This window comes from Ralstonia sp. OTU4908 (genome assembly GCF_038440115.1).
Lineage (GTDB): Bacteria > Pseudomonadota > Gammaproteobacteria > Burkholderiales > Burkholderiaceae > Ralstonia > Ralstonia pickettii.
Genome location: NZ_JASATD010000036.1, coordinates 1 through 18,477, shown reverse-complemented (window position 1 = coordinate 18,477; position 18,477 = coordinate 1). Strand labels below are relative to the sequence as shown.

Genomic DNA, 18,477 nt, shown 5'->3' with positions numbered 1-18,477 from the left:
CATGTCCCGTCCCGTCCTGCTGATCCTGATGCTGCTCGCCGGCTGGTGGTGGTTGAGCCGCCTGGGGACGCGTTCGTCCCGCTCCTCGGGGCAGGGCCAGACAGCCTCGGGCGGACAGGGCTCAGCCAAGCGCCCTGCTGAGCCCGAGGCCTCCCAACCCATCGAGCAATGTGCCGTGTGCGGCGTGCACGCGCCGCGCACCGGCATGGTCGCGCTGGCGGGTGGCCGCTATCGCTGCCCCGAGCATGCTGACCGGGGCAACGCATGACGCCCGAAGCGTCGGGTGCCGCGCGGGCAACGCCGTCCGGCGCCCGTAGCTTGCTCTCGCGCCTGAACGCCTGGCGCGCACTCCGATCGGTCTGGCTGGAGCCTGATCCGCCTGAGTTCCAGTGGCGGCTGCTGCGCTATTTCGCCTTCAGCCGCGCCGCCGTGGCGCTGGTGCTGTTGCTGTTCGTGATGGTGCCGCGCGAGCACAACGAAGCAGCCGGCCTGCCCAATAGCGAAGCGCTGCTCAGCCTGACGCTGCCGTATCTGGCGATGGCCCTGCTCATCCTTGCCGCAGCCGGCTGGTGGCGCACGCGATTCCAATTCCGCGTCCGGCTGGATGTGGTGCTCGATCTGCTCTTTCTGGGGCTGGCGTACGCCACGCTCTCGCGGCTGTCGGCGAGCGTGGCAATGGTGCTGCTCGTGCCGGTGCTGGCCGCCGGTGCGCTCACGAGCCTGCTCTTCGCGCTGTTCACGGCGGCAGTGGCATCGATCGTGGTGCTGACCGATCCGTTCCTGCAGATGCTGAACGACGGCGTGATTGCGCCGGGCCTGGCATCTGCCGGGCTGTACGGCCTGGTCTACATGATGGCCGCGTCGATGATGTACGGCCTGTCGCACCGTCAGGTTGCGCAGGAACGGTTGACGATAGCCCGCGAGCGCGAGTTGCGCCTGCAGCAGCTCGTCAACCGGTTGATGGTCTACGACATGCAGGACGGCGTGATGCTGGTGCGTGCTGACGGCCGCGTCGTTGCCGCCAACCCGGCCGCAGCCATGCTGCTGGGCGTGCCGCAGAGCGCGTTTGTCGGCAGCGGTGCGATGTTGTTCGACCTGAAGGACGTGCCGCACCTGCGTCCACTGCTCGAAACGCTGCGTCAGTGGCTGCGCCGCAAGAGCCGCCCCGCCGATGGCACCGGCGACGACGATGCACCGCGCATCCTCGACCTGCTGCCCATCGCTGCGGGCGGCCGCGCAGGCGGCGCCATGTTGAGCGCCCGCTTGCGCCTGCGCTTCATCCTGCCGAGCCTGGCCAACCTGCGCAGCGTCTACATGGACAGCCTGGTCAGCTCGATCGGCCTGGGCCTGCCGGGCGAGGGCGGCGAGATGCGTCCGCGCATTCCATCGGCCGATGCGATCACGCAGGGCTGGTCGGCGGATGACGAAGCGTTCTTGCGCCACGAGTTGCACGACACCGTGCTGGTCCACGTGGAAAGCTGGGAGCGTGTGGCGGAGCAGGCGCAGCAGGAAAAGCTGGCGTCGATGGGGCGGCTGGTGGCGAGCGTCGCGCATCAGATCCGCAATCCGCTGGCGGCGATCAGCCAGGCCGCCGAACTGCTGGACGATCCGGGCGATGGCCAGGAGGGCGGCGCACACATGCGGCCGGAAAGCGGCGGCGTAGAGACGCGCCTGCTGCGCATCATCCGCGACAACGTGCGGCGGCTCGACCAGGTGGTTGCCGACGTGCTGATGCTTTCGCGCCGCCCGCGCGGCGAACGCGTGCGCGTGCAACTGGCGCAGGTGCTGCCGGAGGTCGTTGACCGCTGGCGCGCCGAGGCCGTGCGCCGCGCAGGCGAAGCCACCGAGATCAACCCGAACCTCGTGCGCGTGGCGGTCGACCTGGACAAGCCCGTGCTGTTCGACCCGGCGCAGTTGCAGCAGGTGGTGGGCAACATGCTCGACAACGCGTTGCGTTATTGCCGCCGCGTTCCCGGCTCGATCCAACTGGCCGCCTATGCGCTTGACGACGCCCACGCCGAACTCGTCATCTGGAACGACGGCCCCGAGGTGCCCACCGAGCAGCAGCGCAGCCTGTTCGAGCCGTTCTTCACGAATGACGCACAAGGCACTGGCCTCGGGCTCTACATGGCCCGCGAGTTGTGTAGCGCCAACGATGCGCAGATCCGTTACGGCGCCATCGCACTGGAATCCTTGCTCGATCGCACCGGAGCGTTGACCATGGAGGCGCGCGGCACCTTGCCACGCCGCGCCTTCGTCATCACCCTGATGTTTGACCAACCTGCCGGGCCGATCGCGGAATGATCCGCCGGCCGTGAATTTCCGCCGATCTTCTGCTGATCCATGCCTAAAGCCGCCATCGTTCGCGAACCCATTCTCGTCGTCGATGACGAAGCCGACCTGCGCGAGCTGCTGGAGATTTCCCTGCGCCGCATGGGGCACGACGTCGTGCTTGCCAGCGGGCTGGCCGAGGCGCGCGAAGCGCTGTCCCGGCAGCGCTTTGCACTGGTGCTGACCGACATGCGCCTGGGCGATGGCCTGGGCATCGAACTCGTGCGTCAGCTGTCTGCTACGGCCGACCGCACGCCGGTTGCCGTCATCACCGCTTATGGCAGCGCAGAGAACGCGGTCGAAGCGCTTAAGGCGGGCGCGTTCGATTACATCGCCAAACCGCTCTCGCTCGACCAGCTTCGCAGCCTCGTGCTGAATGCGCTGGGCCGCCAGCAGCGCGATCCCGATCCCGGTAATGCCGACTTGGCCGAACGCACCAATGATCTGCTGCCCGGCCACTCCGCCGCGATGCAGGAAGTGCGCCGCTCGTTGATGCGCCTGGCGCGCAGCATGGCGCCGGTGGTGATCAGCGGCGAATCCGGCAGCGGCAAGGAGCGTGCGGCCCGCGCCATCCATGCGCTGTCGGCGCGTGCCGCGCGCCCATTCGTGGCAGTGAACTGCGGCGCGATTCCCGAGAACCTGATGGAAGCCGAGTTTTTCGGTTACGTAAAGGGCGCTTTTACCGGCGCCGACACCGATCGCCAAGGCTTCTTCCAAGCGGCCAACGGCGGCACGCTCATGCTCGACGAGGTGGCCGACCTGCCGCTCACGATGCAGGTGAAATTGCTGCGCGCGCTGCAGGAGCGCCGCGTGCGCAAGATCGGCGAGAGCCGCGAAGATCCCGTCGACGTGCGCGTCGTGTGTGCGAGCCACCAGAATCTGGCACGGCTGGTGGCCGCCGGCCGTTTCCGCGAAGACTTGTTCTACCGCCTGAACGTGCTCGAGCTGCGCATGCCCACGCTGCGCGAGCGGGCCGAAGACGTGCCCGTGCTGGCCGGCGTGCTGCTCGAACAACTCGCCAGCCGCTACGGCGATCCGCGCCCCAAGCGCCTGACGCGTCCGGCGCTTCAGCAACTGTGCGCATATCCCTTCCCCGGCAACGTGCGTGAACTGGAGAACCTGCTGGAGCGTGCGTACGCGTTTGCGGAAGGCGAGTCGATCGACGTGGATGACCTTGGCGCTCTCGGCGCCGAGATCGAGCGCTCGCCGCTGTTTCACCGCACGCGCGAGGCGCAGCAGGCCGCTGCGGCAGGCAATCACGCGTTGGCGCCGTCGCCAATGGCGGGCTGGCCTGATGCTGTCTACATGCCGGCCCCCGTGCCAAGCCCGATGGGGATGCCGCAACCGCTGGCACCGTCCGAGCCGGCACCGGTTGCGCGGCCGGCTGAACCCACCCTGCCGAACGTTGCGCTGCCGATCGATCTGCCGGCCTACCTGGAGTCGGTCGAGCGCAACGTGATCCTTGCCGCGCTGGACCAGACGGGTTTCAACCGCACCGCAGCGGCCAAGTTGCTTGGGCTGTCATTCCGTCAGTTGCGCTATCGCATGCAGCAACTTGGCATTCGTGACCCGCGAGACATTGAAGCGTCGCCGGGCAGCGTCGGCGAACCGGCCGGAAATGGGCTGAACGGCGATGCCTGAGCGGTTGCATATCGGAGCCGACGGATGGGTCGATGGCGGACGTCGGCATCCGTCGCCGAATATCGACGCGCGGCCCGAGGGCATGCCGATCGACCTGATCGTGCTGCACAACATCAGCCTGCCGCCTGCGCAATCCGCGGTGGACTTCGGCACCGATCACGTGCTGGACTTGTTTACCAACACGCTCGACTGCGACGCGCATCCGTACTTCGATCAGCTGCGCGGCGTGCGCGTGTCGGCCCACTTCTTCATCCGCCGCACGGGCGAATGCGTGCAATTTGCGTCGTGCGACGCGCGCGCCTGGCATGCCGGTGCGTCGGACTTTTTCGGCCGCACGCGCTGCAACGATTTCTCCATCGGCATCGAAATCGAGGGCACGGACGATCTGCCCTTTACGCCCGAGCAGTACGCCACCACGGCATCGCTTGTGCGGGCGATCTGCGCGGCGTATCCGATTGCAGCGATCGCCGGTCATTCGGACATTGCCCCGGGCCGCAAAACGGACCCCGGACCGCATTTCGACTGGGCGCATCTGCGTGCGCTGGGCGGATTCAATGCGGCGTTGTTCCCGTATCAGCACGCGCTCTGAAATGAAAACGGGCGGCCCGTTGCGAGGCCGCCCGCGTTTTCCCTGCTGATCTTTCTACTTCAGAGCCCTACCTCACGTGCCCATCGCCGGGTCGGACACGCCGTCCTTGCCCGTTTCCATGCGACCGGCAAAACGCCGCGTGAAGCCGCCTTGCGGCACCGTCACCGTGAAGTCGTACCAGTTGCCCTGGCGCGCGATCGGCCAGTGCTGGTCGAGCTGCTTGCCGGCCGGAATGTCGAACGTCCACGGGCCGTCATTGCGGTAGGCGTTCGGCTTGACGGTGAACGTGCAGCCGGCGGTGCCGGTGTTCATCATCGTCACGTAGACCTCGGCGCTGGTTACGTCGTAGCACACGCGAATTTCCGGCGCGCTCGAACCCGCTGCCGACACGGCGCTCACGTCGCCCGAGAAGGCGCGGTGAAAGCCGTTGGGCCCGAGCACCCACAGGTCGTATTTACCCTTGTCGGCGGTGAACACGTCCCAGGTGTCGTCGAGCATCTTGCCGGGCTCGACCGCATAGCGGCGCGGCACGCGGTCCAGATGCAGGCGGTCGTACACGTGGAAGACAGCGGCCGCCGTGCCGGTGTTGCTGAAGATCAGGCGCAGCGCGCGGTTGGTGGCGTCTTCGCGCGCGCTGACGTGCAGTTCGTACGGCAGGGCGCGCGAAGGGCGGGTGCCGGTGGCTTGTTTCGGCATCTGCTGCGCCGAGACGGCGGGCAGCGGCACCTGCGGCTTCAAGCCTTGCGCCGTGCGGATCGAGTCGGCCGTTGCCTTGTCGCGGCTGGGCAGCGTGGGCAGCGTTTCGGTGTTCGGGTTGACGAAGTTGAAGGCGCTGGTCAGGTCGCCCAGCACCGCGCGGCGATACGCGCTGATGTTCGCCTCCTTGACGTTGAAGCGCAGCTCCAGGAAGCGCAGCACCGAGGTGTGATCGAACGCTTGCGAGTTGACCCAGCCACCCCGGCTCCACGGCGAGACGACGTACATCGGCACGCGCGGTCCGGGTCCGTACGGATTCTTGTCGCTGTGATACTCGCCGGCCGTGCTGATGGTCGATTTGCCGGCCAGCACGCCGTTGTCATAGGCAGGCGCCGCGGGCGGCGGTACGTGATCGAAGAATCCGTCGTTTTCATCGAAGTTGATGAACAGCACGGTCTTGCTCCACACGGCAGGGTTGGCGGTGAGCGCGTTGAGCACTTCCTGCGTGTACCACGCGCCCTGCACGGGGCTCGACGGGCCAGGGTGCTCGGAATACGTGGCCGGTGCGACGATCCACGAGACCTGCGGCAGCTGGCCGGCGGCGATGTCGTCTTTCAACGCCTGCAGGAAGCCGCCGTCGGGCATGGTGTTGCCGACGCCCTTGATGAGCGGGCTGACGGTTTCGTCGGCCGGCGTGTACGGCGGGAACGGGCTGCCGTCGGCCAGGTTGCCGCGCGCGGCGTTGGCATCGCGGTAGGCCTTGAACCCGGCGAGCGGGTTGTCGGTGAAGTTGTCCGGCATGTTCTGGTAGACCTTCCACGACACACCGGCGGCCTGCAGGCGCTCGGGATAGGTCTTCCAGTTGTACGTGACGCCGGCGTCGAGATGGTCGCCGCTGTTGTCGATGACCGGGCCGCCTGCGGCGCCCGTCGGGTCGTTCGTGCCCGTCCAGTGGAACAGGCGGTTGGTGTTGGTGCCGCCGTGGAACGAGCAGTGGTACGCATCGCACAGCGTGAAGGCGTTGGCTAGCGCGAACTGGAAGTCCAGCTCGGCCTGCTTGTAATAGCCCATCGACTGCGTCTGCTTGTAGGTCGGCCACTTGCTCATGCGGCCCAGGTCCCACGCGTTCTGCGCATCGGGGTAGCTGTGCGGCGTGCCAGACACGCGCTGCGCGTTGCCGGCGCTGCTGTCGAGGTAATACGGCAGCACCGTGCGGCTCGGCCCGCTGCTTGGCACGTAGGTCTGCTGCCAGACGTTCAGGCCACCGGCCAGCGGAATGGGGAAGCGGTCGCCGAAGCCGCGCACACCTTGCAGCGTGCCGAAGTAGTTGTCGAACGAGCGGTTCTCCTGCATCAGGATCACCACGTGTTCAACGTCGCGCATCGTGCCGGTGGCGTTGTTGGCGGGAATCGCCAGCGCACGGCGGATCGATGGCGGGAACGCGGCGAGCGCAGCAGCGGAAATCGCGCCCGTGCTGGCCATCTTGAGGAAGTTGCGGCGGCTGCCGTTGTTGGCGTGGTTCGTGTCGGAAGTCATGTCGGTCTCAAGCGCAAGTCGAAGGGAAGCCGCGCGTTACGGAGCGCAGTGCAGGGTCGGCTTGTTGGCCGGCGGCTGGCCGGGTTGATCGGGCTGGGCGGTGCCAGGGCCGGTACCGGTGCCGGGCGTGCCGTCGTTCGAATCGCCGCCGCAGGCCGACAGCGACAAGGTGACGGCGCACAGCAGCACGGCGGCCAGCCGGTGCGGCCGTGCGAGAGGGTGGATGCAAGGCTTCATGAGCGGTCTCGTTCGGGTTGGGGGAGGGGGTCAGGGGTTCAGCGACGACAGCGGCTGGTGCGAGCCGTTGATCGTCTTGAGTTCATCCAGCGTCAGCCGGCGCGTCCACATGGCGAGGTCGTCGTAGGCCATCACGCCCTTGAGCGAGCCCGGGTTGTTGGGCACGTAGTTGTGCGTGGCGTCGTCGTTCAGGCCCCAGACCTTGGTGGCCAGGCCGCCCAGCTTGGTGACGTCGGTATTGGCGATGGCCTTGTCTTCCACCTTCTGCACGCCCAGTACCGGATCGAGGATGTAGGCGCTGAAGCGCTTGGCCTGCGTGTCGACCGAGAGGGCGAGATACGCCCACTGGTTGGCGCTGAACTTCATGCCCTGGATGTCGTCGCGCTTGCCGCCGCTGCCGAGGTTGAAGCGCACTTCGCAGCCGCCCCACAATCCGATGGCGATGCCCGCATTGGCGCCGGAGTAGTAGTCCTTATTGGCGAGGATGGGCTCGCCGGTGCCGTTGCCCTGTGTGCAATCCGACCTGAACCAGAAACCGATGGTGAATTGCGGGCTCAGTGCGATGTCTGCGCCGTTCTGCGTGAGCTTGTAGGCGTCGATGCGCGAATCGACCGACAGGGCCGTGCCGCCAAACGGGTCGGCCGCAGCAGAGCCGCCGTCGGTGCCGGCCACCCACGGGCCGATCGTCGAATTCGCTTTACGGTCGGTCGGGGGCAGTGGATCGAAGCTGTAATACGCCGCCAGGCCGGTGGTGAGCGAGGTGGCCAGCGGCGTCGGCACAACGTAGGCGATCTGCGCAAGCATCGACACCGGCACGTTGTTGCGCACCAGCGTGTAGTTGATGCGGTAAATGCCGCTGGCGGCAGCGATGTTGCTGTCGGTGTACTGCGTGGCCGTGGCGGGCAGCGTGGCGACCGGCTTGCCGTCGCGCAGCACGGTGATCGGGCCGCTGGCTGGGGTCGGGTTCTGCCAGTTCAGCACCAGCGAGGCGTTGTACGCGCCGACCGTGCTCTGGATGTTGCGCACGCCGACGGCACTGGCCGTGAGCGCTGCACCGTCGAGCTGATGCGCCGTAGCCGGTACGGCGGCGTTCAGTTGCGCCAGGACGGTCGGCACGATGTCGGCCTCGCTCGGCAGCGCGGCCAGCGTGGCTTCCGACGTGGGCGCCGCCATGCCGGTCTTGCCGAGCACGCCGTTGACCGGCTTGTTCAGGGCGATGAAGGCGGTGCGGTTTTCCAGCGTCGGCGCCGACGTGGTGGCGCCTGTGCCGTCCAGCCCGTGGCTGGTGGTGACGACGACAAGCCAGTCTTCGTTCGGGTTGGCGGTGCGGCGCCGGGCGATGGCGGCCTGCAGCGTGCCGAGCGCCTGGTCGACGTTGGCCAGCGCAGCGGTGTACGCATCGCTTTGCAGGCCCGAGGCCAGCGCGGCGGCGGCCGGCGCGGTGTATTGCGCGAAGACGACGTCGTAGCCGGACTGCACGAGCTTCACGCTGTTCTGCGTCACGCAGGTGTCCACCTGGGCGCAGTCGACCAGCGTGTCGAGATTGCCGGCTTGCTGATCCGCCTTGAGCAGCGCCGGCAGCGCGGCCGAGCTGACGGCGGCGCCCAGCCGTTGCGTGGTGCCGGCAGCCTTGGCGGCGCTGCGCGCGTAGCTGAACACGCTTGGGGCGGCCAGGGTGGTGACGGTGTCGTCGGTCACGCCGTGGCGGTTTTGCCAGGCGCCGGTCAGCACGGTGGCCCAGCTGGGTGTGTCCAGCGGTGGCTGGGCGGTGGTGGTGCCGAGCGTGCCGCCGGTCGATGCCGGCATCACCGCCAGCGCGCCCAGGTTCGGCAGGCTGTGCTGCAAGAGCGCACTCTGTACCTGCGCATAGGTGGCGCCGTCCACGCCGACCATCAGCACCTTCTTGCTGGCGCTGGCGGAGGGCGCGTCCGTGCTGCCCTGGTTGGCGACGGGGCCGCTGTCGCCCCCGCCGCATGCGGTCAATGTGGTCGCCAGCGTCGCTGCCACGGTCGTGCTCAGCGCGGCCCTCAGCAGGCGCCGGGCGGGGTGATTCCAAGCCATGTCGATTTCCTCGGTCGTTGTGCGCGGCGCTCGGTGTGTCGCCGCCGTGATTGCGCTCCCTGCAATGCGACCGAAGCGTAGGGTTGGGGCCTGTCGCTCAGGTGACAGCCGCGGCAAGAATGCTGATGCCGTTATTCGGATTTCTTGAGCGAGGGGAAGGTCGAAGTCGGCACGGCCCGCAGTACGCCTGCACCAGTGCAGTGCGCCGCACACATACCCCTACCGCAGATGAGGTGACGTCTATTGAACTTGCGGCGTCGATAGAAAGAATTATTCTGAAGAGACGGTCATTGCGACGCCGCACGTCAGTGCCGCCGACCCGTTGTGCTGCCTGGGGTGGCGGGTTTGCGGCACTGCATTTGGGTTGAGAAAACCCCCCTTCGCCGCCATCTGTCAAGACTGGTCTTGTTTGATCGATCCACTATACTTAGGGCCAATCCCGGGGTAACACACTACATATAGTGGTGGCCTCCCGGGATTCTTATTTCGGCGCCACGCGGGGGGCGGGCGTACGGCAGGTCAAGCCGACGCTTGGGAGCTGAGAAAAGGCAAGGGTCTTTTCCGTCTCATTTCTCCGCATGGCGCAAGGGTGCGCCAAGGGTCTTCCACCCAGCGGCGAGCCAATAAAACGAACGGTTCAACAGGAGTCCACATGCAGACGGCCCAATCCGAAATCCACTCCGGCACCGCCAATCCTTCGCAATTTGCGCAAAGCGCTGGCGGCACGGCCGTGGCCCCCGGCACCGCTTCCGGCGTCAATCTTGCCGACTACAAGATCATTCGCCGCAACGGCGCCGTGGTGAGCTTCGAGCCTTCGAAGATCGCCGTGGCCATGACCAAGGCTTTCCTCGCCGTGAATGGCGGGCAGGGTGCTGCTTCCGCGCGTGTGCGCGAGCTGGTCGACCAACAAACGCAGAACGTCGTGCGCGCACTGCTGCGCAGCCGCCCGAACGGCGGCACGTTCCATATCGAAGACGTGCAGGATCAGGTGGAACTGGCCCTGATGCGCTCGGGCGAGCACGACGTGGCCCGCGCCTACGTGCTGTACCGCGAGCGCCGCGCCCAGGAGCGCGCGCAAGCCGGTGAAACCCAGCAGCAACCGGCCTTCATCGGCCTGAACGTGACCGACGGCGGCATCAGCCGCCCGCTGGACATGGTGGCGCTGCGCAACGTGATCGTCTCGGCCTGCGAAGGCCTGGGCGACGCGGTGGACCCGGAGCCGATCCTCAAGGAAACGGTCAAGAACCTGTATGAAGGCGTGCCGATGACGCAGGTGTACGACTCGGCCATCCTGGCCTCGCGTACCCTGATCGAAAAGGACCCGGCGTACAGCCAGGTCACGGCGCGCATCCTGCTGCACACGATCCGCCGCGAAATCCTCGGCGAAGAAGTCACGCAAGCCGAAATGAGCACGCGCTACGTCGACTACTTCCCGCAGTTCATCAAGCGCGGCATCAACGCCGAGCTGCTGGACGACAAGCTGGCCCAGTTCGACCTGGCCCGCCTGGGCGCGGCGCTGGACGCCTCGCGCGACTTCCAGTTCAACTACCTCGGCCTGCAGACGCTGTACGACCGCTACTTCCTGCACATCAACGAAACCCGCATCGAGATGCCGCAGGCATTCTTCATGCGTGTGGCGATGGGCCTGGCGCTGAACGAAATCGACCGCGAAGCCCGCGCCATCGAGTTCTACCAGCTGCTGTCGTCGTTCGACTTCATGTCGAGCACGCCGACGCTGTTCAACTCGGGCACGCGCCGCTCGCAACTGTCGTCGTGCTACCTGACCACCGTGTCGGACGATCTGGACGGCATTTACGAAGCGCTGAAGGAAAACGCGTTGCTGTCGAAGTTTGCCGGCGGCCTGGGCAACGACTGGACCAACGTGCGCGCACTTGGCTCGCACATCAAGGGTACGAACGGCAAGAGCCAAGGCGTGGTGCCGTTCCTGAAGGTGGTCAACGACACGGCCGTGGCCGTGAACCAGGGCGGCAAGCGCAAGGGCGCCGTCTGCGCGTACCTGGAAACGTGGCACCTGGACATCGAAGAATTCCTGGAGCTGCGCAAGAACACGGGCGACGACCGCCGTCGCACGCACGACATGAACACGGCCAACTGGATTCCGGACCTGTTCATGAAGCGCGTGATGGAAGGTGGCGAGTGGACGCTGTTCTCGCCGTCCACCTGCCCGGACCTGCACGACAAGGTCGGCAAGGCATTCGAACAGGCCTACCTGGCCTACGAAGACAAGGTCGCGCGCGGCGAGATCAAGCTCTTCAAGAAGATGCCGGCGCTGCAACTGTGGCGCAAGATGCTGGGCATGCTGTTCGAAACCGGCCACCCGTGGATCACGTTCAAGGATCCGTGCAACATCCGCAGCCCGCAGCAGCACGTGGGCGTGGTGCACAGCTCCAACCTGTGCACGGAAATCACGCTGAACACCAACGACAGCGAAATCGCCGTGTGCAACCTGGGTTCGGTCAACCTGGTTGCCCACCTGGTCAAGCAGGCCGACGGCAGCGTGGTGCTCGATCACGAGAAACTGAAGAAGACCGTGCGCACGGCCATGCGCATGCTCGACAACGTCATCGACATCAACTACTACGCCGTCAAGAAGGCGCGTGATTCGAACCTGCGCCACCGTCCGGTCGGCATGGGCATCATGGGCTTCCAGGACGCGCTGCACGTACTGCGCGTGCCGTACGCCAGCGAGGCAGCGGTGCAGTTTGCCGACACCTCGATGGAAGCCGTGTGCTACTACGCCTACTGGGCGTCGACCGAGCTTGCTGAAGAGCGCGGCCGCTACAGCAGCTACAAGGGCTCGCTGTGGGATCGCGGCATCCTGCCGCAAGACTCGCTCAAGCTGCTGGCCGAAGAGCGCGGCGGCTACCTGGAAGCCGACATGTCGTCGACGATGGACTGGGACAGCCTGCGCGGCCGCATCAAGCAGTACGGCATGCGCAACTCGAACTGCGTGGCGATCGCCCCGACGGCAACGATCTCCAACATCATCGGCGTGTCGGCCTGTATCGAGCCGACGTACCAGAACCTGTACGTCAAGTCGAACCTGTCGGGCGAATTTACGGTGGTCAACGACTACCTGGTGCGCGACCTGAAGGCACGCGGCCTGTGGGACGAAGTGATGGTCGCCGACCTGAAGTACTTCGACGGCTCGCTGGCCCGCATCGACCGCATCCCGCAAGACCTGCGCGACCTGTACGCCACGGCCTTCGAAGTGGAACCGCAATGGCTGGTGGAAGCGGCATCGCGTCGCCAGAAGTGGATCGATCAGGCCCAGTCGCTGAACATCTACATGGCCGGCGCATCGGGCAAGAAGCTGGACGACACGTACAAGCTGGCGTGGTTGCGTGGCCTGAAGACCACGTATTACCTGCGCACGATCGGCGCCACGCACGTCGAGAAGTCGACCGTGTCGCGCGGCACGCTGAATGCGGTGTCGTCGGGTAGCGATGTGGGTGGTGTGTCGGCTGCAGGTGCGTCCGGCGTGACTTCAGCCGCGCCGACCAGCGCACTGGACGCCGCTGCTGCCACCGCCCAGGCCATGCCGGAAGCCGAAGGCGCCGTGTGCACGATGCGCCCGGGCGACCCCGGTTTCGAGGAATGCGAAGCCTGCCAATAAGTCAAAACAGTGTCTGAGGTTGCTCCCGCGCAAGCTGGGGCGCCCGGATCTGCACGACACTGGACTCGCGCTCCGAAAGAGCGGGAGCGACGAGCAAAGAATCAGGAGAAACACATATGCTGAGCTGGGACGACGACGTCAAACCTGCCGCACAACCTTCGGCTGCACCGCAGCCGGTGTATCAACCGCAGCCGCAACTGCAAACGGCCACCGCCGACCAGGGTGGCGTGCTGCCCCCGTCGGCCACGCAGGCCGCCGGCACGGGCATCCTCGGCAACAATCCGAACGCCGCTGCCGCACAGAACAACCGCCGCGTAAATGCCGCCGACAAGCGCGTCATCAACGGCGCGACCGACGTCAACCAGTTGGTGCCGTTCAAGTACAAGTGGGCCTGGGAAAAGTACCTGGCCGGCTGCGCTAACCACTGGATGCCGCAGGAAATCAACATGTCGCGCGACATCGCCTTGTGGAAAGACCCGAACGGTCTGACCGAAGACGAGCGCCGCATCATCAAGCGCAACCTGGGCTTTTTCGTGACGGCCGACTCGCTGGCCGCCAACAACATCGTGCTCGGCACGTACCGCCAGATCACCGCGCCGGAATGCCGTCAGTACCTGCTGCGCCAGGCGTTCGAAGAGGCGATCCACACGCACGCGTACCAGTACATCGTTGAATCGCTGGGCCTGAACGAGGCCGAGATCTTCAACGCGTACCACGAAGTGCAGTCGATCCGCGACAAGGACGAGTTCCTGATCCCGTTCATCGACACGCTGACCGATCCGTCGTTCAAGACCGGCACGCCTGAGAACGACCAGAAGCTGCTGAAGTCGCTCATCGTCTTCGCCTGCATCATGGAAGGCCTGTTCTTCTACGTCGGCTTCACGCAGATCCTGGCGATGGGCCGTCAGAACAAGATGACCGGCGCCGCCGAGCAGTACCAGTACATCCTGCGCGACGAGTCGCTGCACTGCAATTTCGGTATCGACCTGATCAACCAGATCAAGCTGGAGAACCCGCACCTGTGGACGGCCGAGTTCAAGGCCGAGATCACGGAGCTGTTCAAGAAGGCTGTCGACCTAGAGTACCGCTACGCAGAAGACACCATGCCGCGCGGCGTGCTGGGCCTGAACGCGCCGATGTTCAAGGGCTACCTGCGCTTCATCTGCAACCGTCGCTGCCAGCAGATCGGCCTCGACGCGCTGTTCCCGAACGAGGAAAACCCGTTCCCGTGGATGAGCGAGATGATCGACCTGAAGAAGGAACGCAACTTCTTCGAGACGCGCGTGATCGAGTACCAGACCGGCGGCGCGCTGTCCTGGGAGTGATCTGAGCTAGCCGCTCGACGCTCGTTCGACCCGGCATCAACGTAGACAGGCGACGCACCACGCGTCGCCTGTTTGCATTTGGGGCGGTCGATTCACGTGCGTGCGATTGCGCCGCGCCTGTCAGACATGGCAGGCTGCGGCAATCACTGCCCCGGATTCCCGCCATGACGGTCGAAGCCTTCTTCTCGCAGACCTACGATGAAGCCCGCGGCAAGTTCCTCGCTGCTGCGCAGGCCCGGGGGCTCCGCATCGAGCGCCATCTGCATCCGGATGCGGTCGGGCCATCCGGCGAGCAGCTTTCCATCGACACCGCACTGCTTGCGCCCGCGCAGGCTGAAGCGCTGCTGATCGTCACCTCGGGCGTCCATGGCGTGGAGGGGTTCTGCGGCTCCGGTTGCCAGACCGGTTTGCTGCAAGACGACGAACTGTTCGCGCGGCTGGCAGGCGCCGACGTAGCGCTGCTGCTGGTGCACGCGGTCAACCCGTACGGATTTGCGCACCTGCGGCGCGTGAATGAAGACAACGTTGACCTGAACCGCAACAGCGTCGACTTTGCGGAGGCCGCATCCGCCAATCCGGCCTACCTCGAAGTCGATCCGCTCCTGCTGCCGCACACGTGGCCGCCCAGCCAGGCGGACCAGGCCGCGTTGCAGCACTACATGGTCACCCGCGGCGAGAAAGCCCTGCAAGACGCCGCCACGAGCGGCCAGTACCGCGTGCCGGACGGCATGTTCTACGGCGGCAGCGCGCCGTGCTGGAGCACGCTGCAGATGCGCGGGATCGTGTCGCGGCATGCGGCCGGCATGTCGCGCCTGGTGTGGATCGACCTGCATACCGGGCTCGGTCACTACGGCCACGGTGAGAAGATCTTCAACAGCCCCGATCCTGCCGAACTGGAGCGCGCCATGCGCACGTGGGGCGCCGATGTCCGGCCGATTGCCGCCGCCGGTTCGGTCTCTTCGGTGGTCAAGGGCGATCTCGTGGGTGTCGCCTACGAACTGCTGCCCGGCATCGAAAAGACCTGCGTCACGCTGGAGTTCGGCACGCTCGCGCCGCTGGTGGTGCTGCAGGCGCTGCGGGCCGACCATTGGCTGCATCGCCATCCGGAGCAGGGCGCCGCGCAGCAGGCTGGCATCCGCCAAGCGCTACGCGATGCCTTCTATTGCGACGTGCCGGAATGGAAGGGAATGGTCTACGCGCAGACGCGCATGGCTGTATTGCAAGCCGTGGCGCGGTGTTCCGGCTAGCTTTGGACGGGTTTGGGAGCCCGCACCGTCAGCGCGCACCCCGCCGACGCAGCGATGATGGCCAGGATCGCCACCCACTGGCGCCCGGTCAGTTGCTCCTGCAGCACGATCCCCCCGGCCAGGGCGCCGATGGCGGGCTCGAGGCTCAGCAGCACGGAGAACGTCTTGCCCGGCAGATGCTTGAGCGCCACCATCTCGAGCGAATACGGAATCGCACTCGACAGCAGCCCGATCCCGAGTCCCGCCAGAATGAGCGAAGGTGCGAGCAACGCCGACCCCGCCTGCGCCACGCCAAATGGAATCGCAAACAGCGCACCGACCACCATGCCGATCGACGTCGCCTGGCCCGCATGCAAGCCACCGAGGTTCTTGCCCGTCAGGATGTAGAGCGCCCAGCACACGCCGGCGGCCAGCGCATACACAGCGCCCAGGTGGTCGACCTGCCCGACCGACTTGTCGGCCACCGTCAGCATCAGCAAGCCAGCCACCGCCAGCCCGATCCACACGAAATCCAGCGCGCGGCGCGACAGCAGCACGGCCAGCACCAGCGGCCCCGTGAACTCGATGGCGATCGCGATGCCGATCGGCAACCGCTGCAGCGACAGGTAGAACAGCAGGTTCATGCTCGCCAGCGTGACGCCGTACAGTGCGATGCGGCCGGCATCTGCGCGGCTCAGGTGCAGGCGCCACGGCCGCCAGAACGCCAGCAGGATCACCGCGCCGATGGTCACCCGATACGTGACCGTGCCCGCGGCGCCCAGCACCGGAAACAGCGTCTTGGCAAACGAGTTGCCGAGGCACACGGAGGCCATCGAGCCCATCAGCGCGAGGATGGGCATCCAGGGGGAGGTCGTCGTTGTGGAAGCGGTGGAAGCGGCGGAGGCGGCGGAAGACATGAGCGACAGCGGAGGCGCGGCAGAGAACGCCACAGCATAGCCGCGCACCGCCGAGAAATCGTTGCGTTCTCGGCGGCGTGGGCGTCGCTTTTTATCGAATTGACGAACTTACAGGGCGGCAGCGCTGGGGCGGATCACGTCGATCAGCAGCACGCGCTGGCCTTCGCGTTCGCCGTCGGGGCGCGGGGTCACGCCACGCTGCGGGCGCGGTGCAGCGAGCGGTGCCGGATCTTCGGCGCTCATGCCGAAGACGGCCAGCTTGGACGCCGCAATACGCTGCAGCGTGCCGCGCACGCCGGGCACGTCGAGGTCTTCGGGGTCGAAGCCGGTGGTGGCCGTCCAGTCGTCCCGGGCGATGTCCTGCAGGCCGTTGGCCATCTCGAACTGCAACGACGCGCCAAAGCCCTTCTGCAACGAATGCGAGCCGAGCAGGTATTCCGCCGTCAGGAAGCCGCGCAGCCGCGTCCAGAACGCCAGCGAGCTGATATTGCCGCTCTTGAGCGCGTGGCTCGGGGCGACTTCCCAGCTGTGGTCGAGCAGCTTGTTGATGAGGCGGCCCCACGTAGGCACGTCGGTGCCGGCGGAGCAGTCCTCGCCGGGGCCTTCCGGGCGGGCGAGCTGGCGCAGCAGGCCGGTGAACGAACCGGAGCTGGGCCGCGCGCCGCCGGCTTGCGGGCCGGAAGGCCAGCGCCATTGCAGCGGCGAGGCCGGCCTGGCGCCCGGCCATTGCGCGTACTGCTGCAGGCCCGTGCAGGGCGTCAGGTAGCGCCACTGTCGCTGGTCGCGGCCAACGCGGCGCAGCGGGTCCAGCTCAGCCGACAGGTCGAACCTGCCCAGGAAGGTTGCGTTGCGCGACTTGATCGGCGAACGCGCATAGACGTTGAAGTCTGGCCAGCCTTCATACAGGTTGATCTGCGGCAGCGCATGGTGCTTGTCGAGCGCATCGTCGGGCTGTTCGATGCGGCGGCTGGTGAGAAACAGCGCGCGGCAATCGAGCGTGGGCACCGCGCCGCGCAGGCGCAGCAGCACGAGCAGATCGCCGAATTCCGCTGGGCGGGCTTCCGTGCGAGCCGGGTACGCGTGCGGCTGTTCTTCGGGCCAGAAGGTGGTCAGGCGCAGGGCCGAACCCGGGAACGCACTGCGCAATCCTTGCCTGAGCAGGCGCAGGCCATCAGCGTGGCGCAGGATGCGCAGGACGGACAGATCGTCGCGCAACGTGGCGTCGGGGTGGGGCGCTCGGCCACCGTGCTCTGCGGCCAGCGCAAAGCGCCACAGCGCGGTGTCGCTGGCCAGATCTTGTGCGGCGACATCGCGCACCGCACTGGGGCGGCCGCCGGACATCGGCTCATGGGCGTCGCCGGCAGTGTCTCCTGCTGCGGCATAGGCGCTGGTGGTCGACCCGGCAATCGCGCCAAAAAGGCCCCTCAATGGCGGCCGGTTGCGCTCGGGCATGGCTATTCCAACTTTGTTTTGTCAACTCTCTGGCGCGCAGCATAGCACCATGCGACACACCAGAGAACGGCGCGGCGCCCCTCCCATCGTTGGGGAATAGCGCATGAAATCTCGGCGATCAGGCGGTACGGAACGACGCTACCGCGTCGCGCAGCACCTGCGCCTGTTCTTCCAGCGACAGCGCAGCGGCGGCCGCTTGCTCGACCAGTGCGGCGTTCTGCTGCGTCACCTCGTCCATCTGGTTCACGGCCTGGTTGACCTGCTCGATGCCGGCGCTTTGTTCTTCGGAGGCCGAGCTGATCTCGCCCATGATGTCCGTCACGCGTTTGACCGCGACCACCACCTCGTCAATCACGTTGCCCGCTTCGGCCACCAACGTGGTGCCGTTTTCCACGCGGCCGACCGAATCGCCGATGAGTTCCTTGATCTCCTTGGCCGCCCCGGCCGAGCGCTGCGCCAGGTTGCGCACCTCGCCGGCAACAACGGCAAAGCCGCGGCCCTGTTCGCCGGCGCGCGCGGCCTCGACCGCCGCGTTCAGCGCCAGGATGTTCGTCTGAAAGGCGATGCCTTCAATCACGCCGATGATGTCCGCGATCTTCTTGCTGCTTTCGTTGATGCCGGCCATGGTGTCGATCACGCGGCCGACCACCTCGCCGCCCTTGGCTGCGATGTCCGACGCGTTGACGGCCAGCGTGCTGGCCTGGCGCGCGTTGTCGGCGTTCTGACGCACGATGCTCGTCAGCTCTTCCATGCTCGACGCGGTTTCTTCCAGCGACGAAGCCTGCTCTTCCGTGCGTTGCGACAGGTCGGCGTTGCCGGCGGCGATCTG

Annotated in this window: 13 protein-coding genes; 7 read left to right on the top strand and 6 right to left on the bottom strand. The window is 66.4% G+C overall.

What is annotated here, in order from left to right; translation table 11 throughout:
• Position 1: 1 nt before the first annotated feature.
• From AAHM38_RS21175 to ampD, 4 genes are read left to right on the top strand one after another with little or no spacing between them, the layout of a single operon-like run.
• Positions 2–268 (top strand): hypothetical protein, encoded by a 267-nt coding sequence (locus AAHM38_RS21175; RefSeq protein WP_012762945.1) that lies wholly within the window; start codon positions 2–4, stop codon positions 266–268.
• A complete protein-coding gene (locus AAHM38_RS21170) occupies positions 265–2,304 on the top strand; it encodes an ATP-binding protein (RefSeq protein ID WP_012762944.1) in 2,040 nt (679 codons plus the stop codon). Before AAHM38_RS21175 ends, AAHM38_RS21170 begins: the two co-directional genes overlap by 4 nt.
• 39 nt (positions 2,305–2,343) lie before the next feature.
• A complete protein-coding gene (locus AAHM38_RS21165) occupies positions 2,344–3,972 on the top strand; it encodes a sigma-54-dependent transcriptional regulator (RefSeq protein ID WP_012762943.1) in 1,629 nt (542 codons plus the stop codon).
• Positions 3,965–4,561, top strand: coding sequence for a 1,6-anhydro-N-acetylmuramyl-L-alanine amidase AmpD (gene ampD, locus AAHM38_RS21160; RefSeq protein ID WP_012762942.1), 597 nt, complete (start codon positions 3,965–3,967; stop codon positions 4,559–4,561). The genes AAHM38_RS21165 and ampD overlap by 8 nt, the downstream gene beginning before the upstream one ends.
• Before the next feature lie 72 nt (positions 4,562–4,633).
• Here ampD and AAHM38_RS21155 read toward each other — a convergent pair whose 3' ends face one another.
• From AAHM38_RS21155 to AAHM38_RS21145, 3 genes are read right to left on the bottom strand one after another with little or no spacing between them, the layout of a single operon-like run.
• Complete coding sequence (locus AAHM38_RS21155) at positions 4,634–6,793, bottom strand: phosphocholine-specific phospholipase C (protein ID WP_012762941.1); 2,160 nt, start codon at positions 6,791–6,793, stop codon at positions 4,634–4,636.
• Positions 6,794–6,829: 36 nt separating this feature from the next.
• The gene (locus tag AAHM38_RS21150; RefSeq protein WP_012762940.1) at positions 6,830–7,030 is read right to left on the bottom strand and encodes a hypothetical protein; all 201 of its coding nucleotides are present in this window, start codon (positions 7,028–7,030) and stop codon (positions 6,830–6,832) included.
• A gap of 30 nt (positions 7,031–7,060) precedes the next feature.
• Entirely contained in the window at positions 7,061–9,091 is a 2,031-nt protein-coding gene (locus AAHM38_RS21145; protein ID WP_012762939.1) for an alkaline phosphatase family protein, read from the bottom strand.
• Positions 9,092–9,743: 652 nt separating this feature from the next.
• Here AAHM38_RS21145 and AAHM38_RS21140 point away from each other — a divergent pair.
• The 3 genes from AAHM38_RS21140 to AAHM38_RS21130 all read left to right on the top strand — a co-directional run bounded on the left by AAHM38_RS21140 (position 9,744) and on the right by AAHM38_RS21130 (position 15,300).
• Positions 9,744–12,728, top strand: a complete 2,985-nt coding sequence (locus tag AAHM38_RS21140; protein ID WP_012762938.1) for a ribonucleoside-diphosphate reductase subunit alpha — start codon at positions 9,744–9,746, stop codon at positions 12,726–12,728.
• Positions 12,729–12,844: 116 nt separating this feature from the next.
• Entirely contained in the window at positions 12,845–14,053 is a 1,209-nt protein-coding gene (locus AAHM38_RS21135; RefSeq protein ID WP_009241567.1) for a ribonucleotide-diphosphate reductase subunit beta, read from the top strand.
• Between the two features lie 164 nt (positions 14,054–14,217).
• Complete coding sequence (locus tag AAHM38_RS21130) at positions 14,218–15,300, top strand: M14 family metallopeptidase (RefSeq protein WP_012762937.1); 1,083 nt, start codon at positions 14,218–14,220, stop codon at positions 15,298–15,300.
• On the opposite strand, the gene AAHM38_RS21125 is transcribed toward AAHM38_RS21130, so the two are convergent.
• From AAHM38_RS21125 to AAHM38_RS21115, 3 genes are all read right to left on the bottom strand, one after another.
• Positions 15,297–16,196 (bottom strand): EamA family transporter, encoded by a 900-nt coding sequence (locus tag AAHM38_RS21125; RefSeq protein WP_103519494.1) that lies wholly within the window; start codon positions 16,194–16,196, stop codon positions 15,297–15,299. The two genes, AAHM38_RS21130 and AAHM38_RS21125, sit on opposite strands and share 4 nt — an antisense overlap.
• A gap of 108 nt (positions 16,197–16,304) precedes the next feature.
• Positions 16,305–17,648: a hypothetical protein gene (locus AAHM38_RS21120; RefSeq protein WP_012762935.1), complete on the bottom strand. Its 1,344-nt coding sequence runs from the start codon at positions 17,646–17,648 to the stop codon at positions 16,305–16,307.
• Between the two features lie 118 nt (positions 17,649–17,766).
• Positions 17,767–18,477 (bottom strand): methyl-accepting chemotaxis protein (locus tag AAHM38_RS21115; protein ID WP_342234316.1); only part of this gene is annotated, 711 nt, incomplete at its 5' end.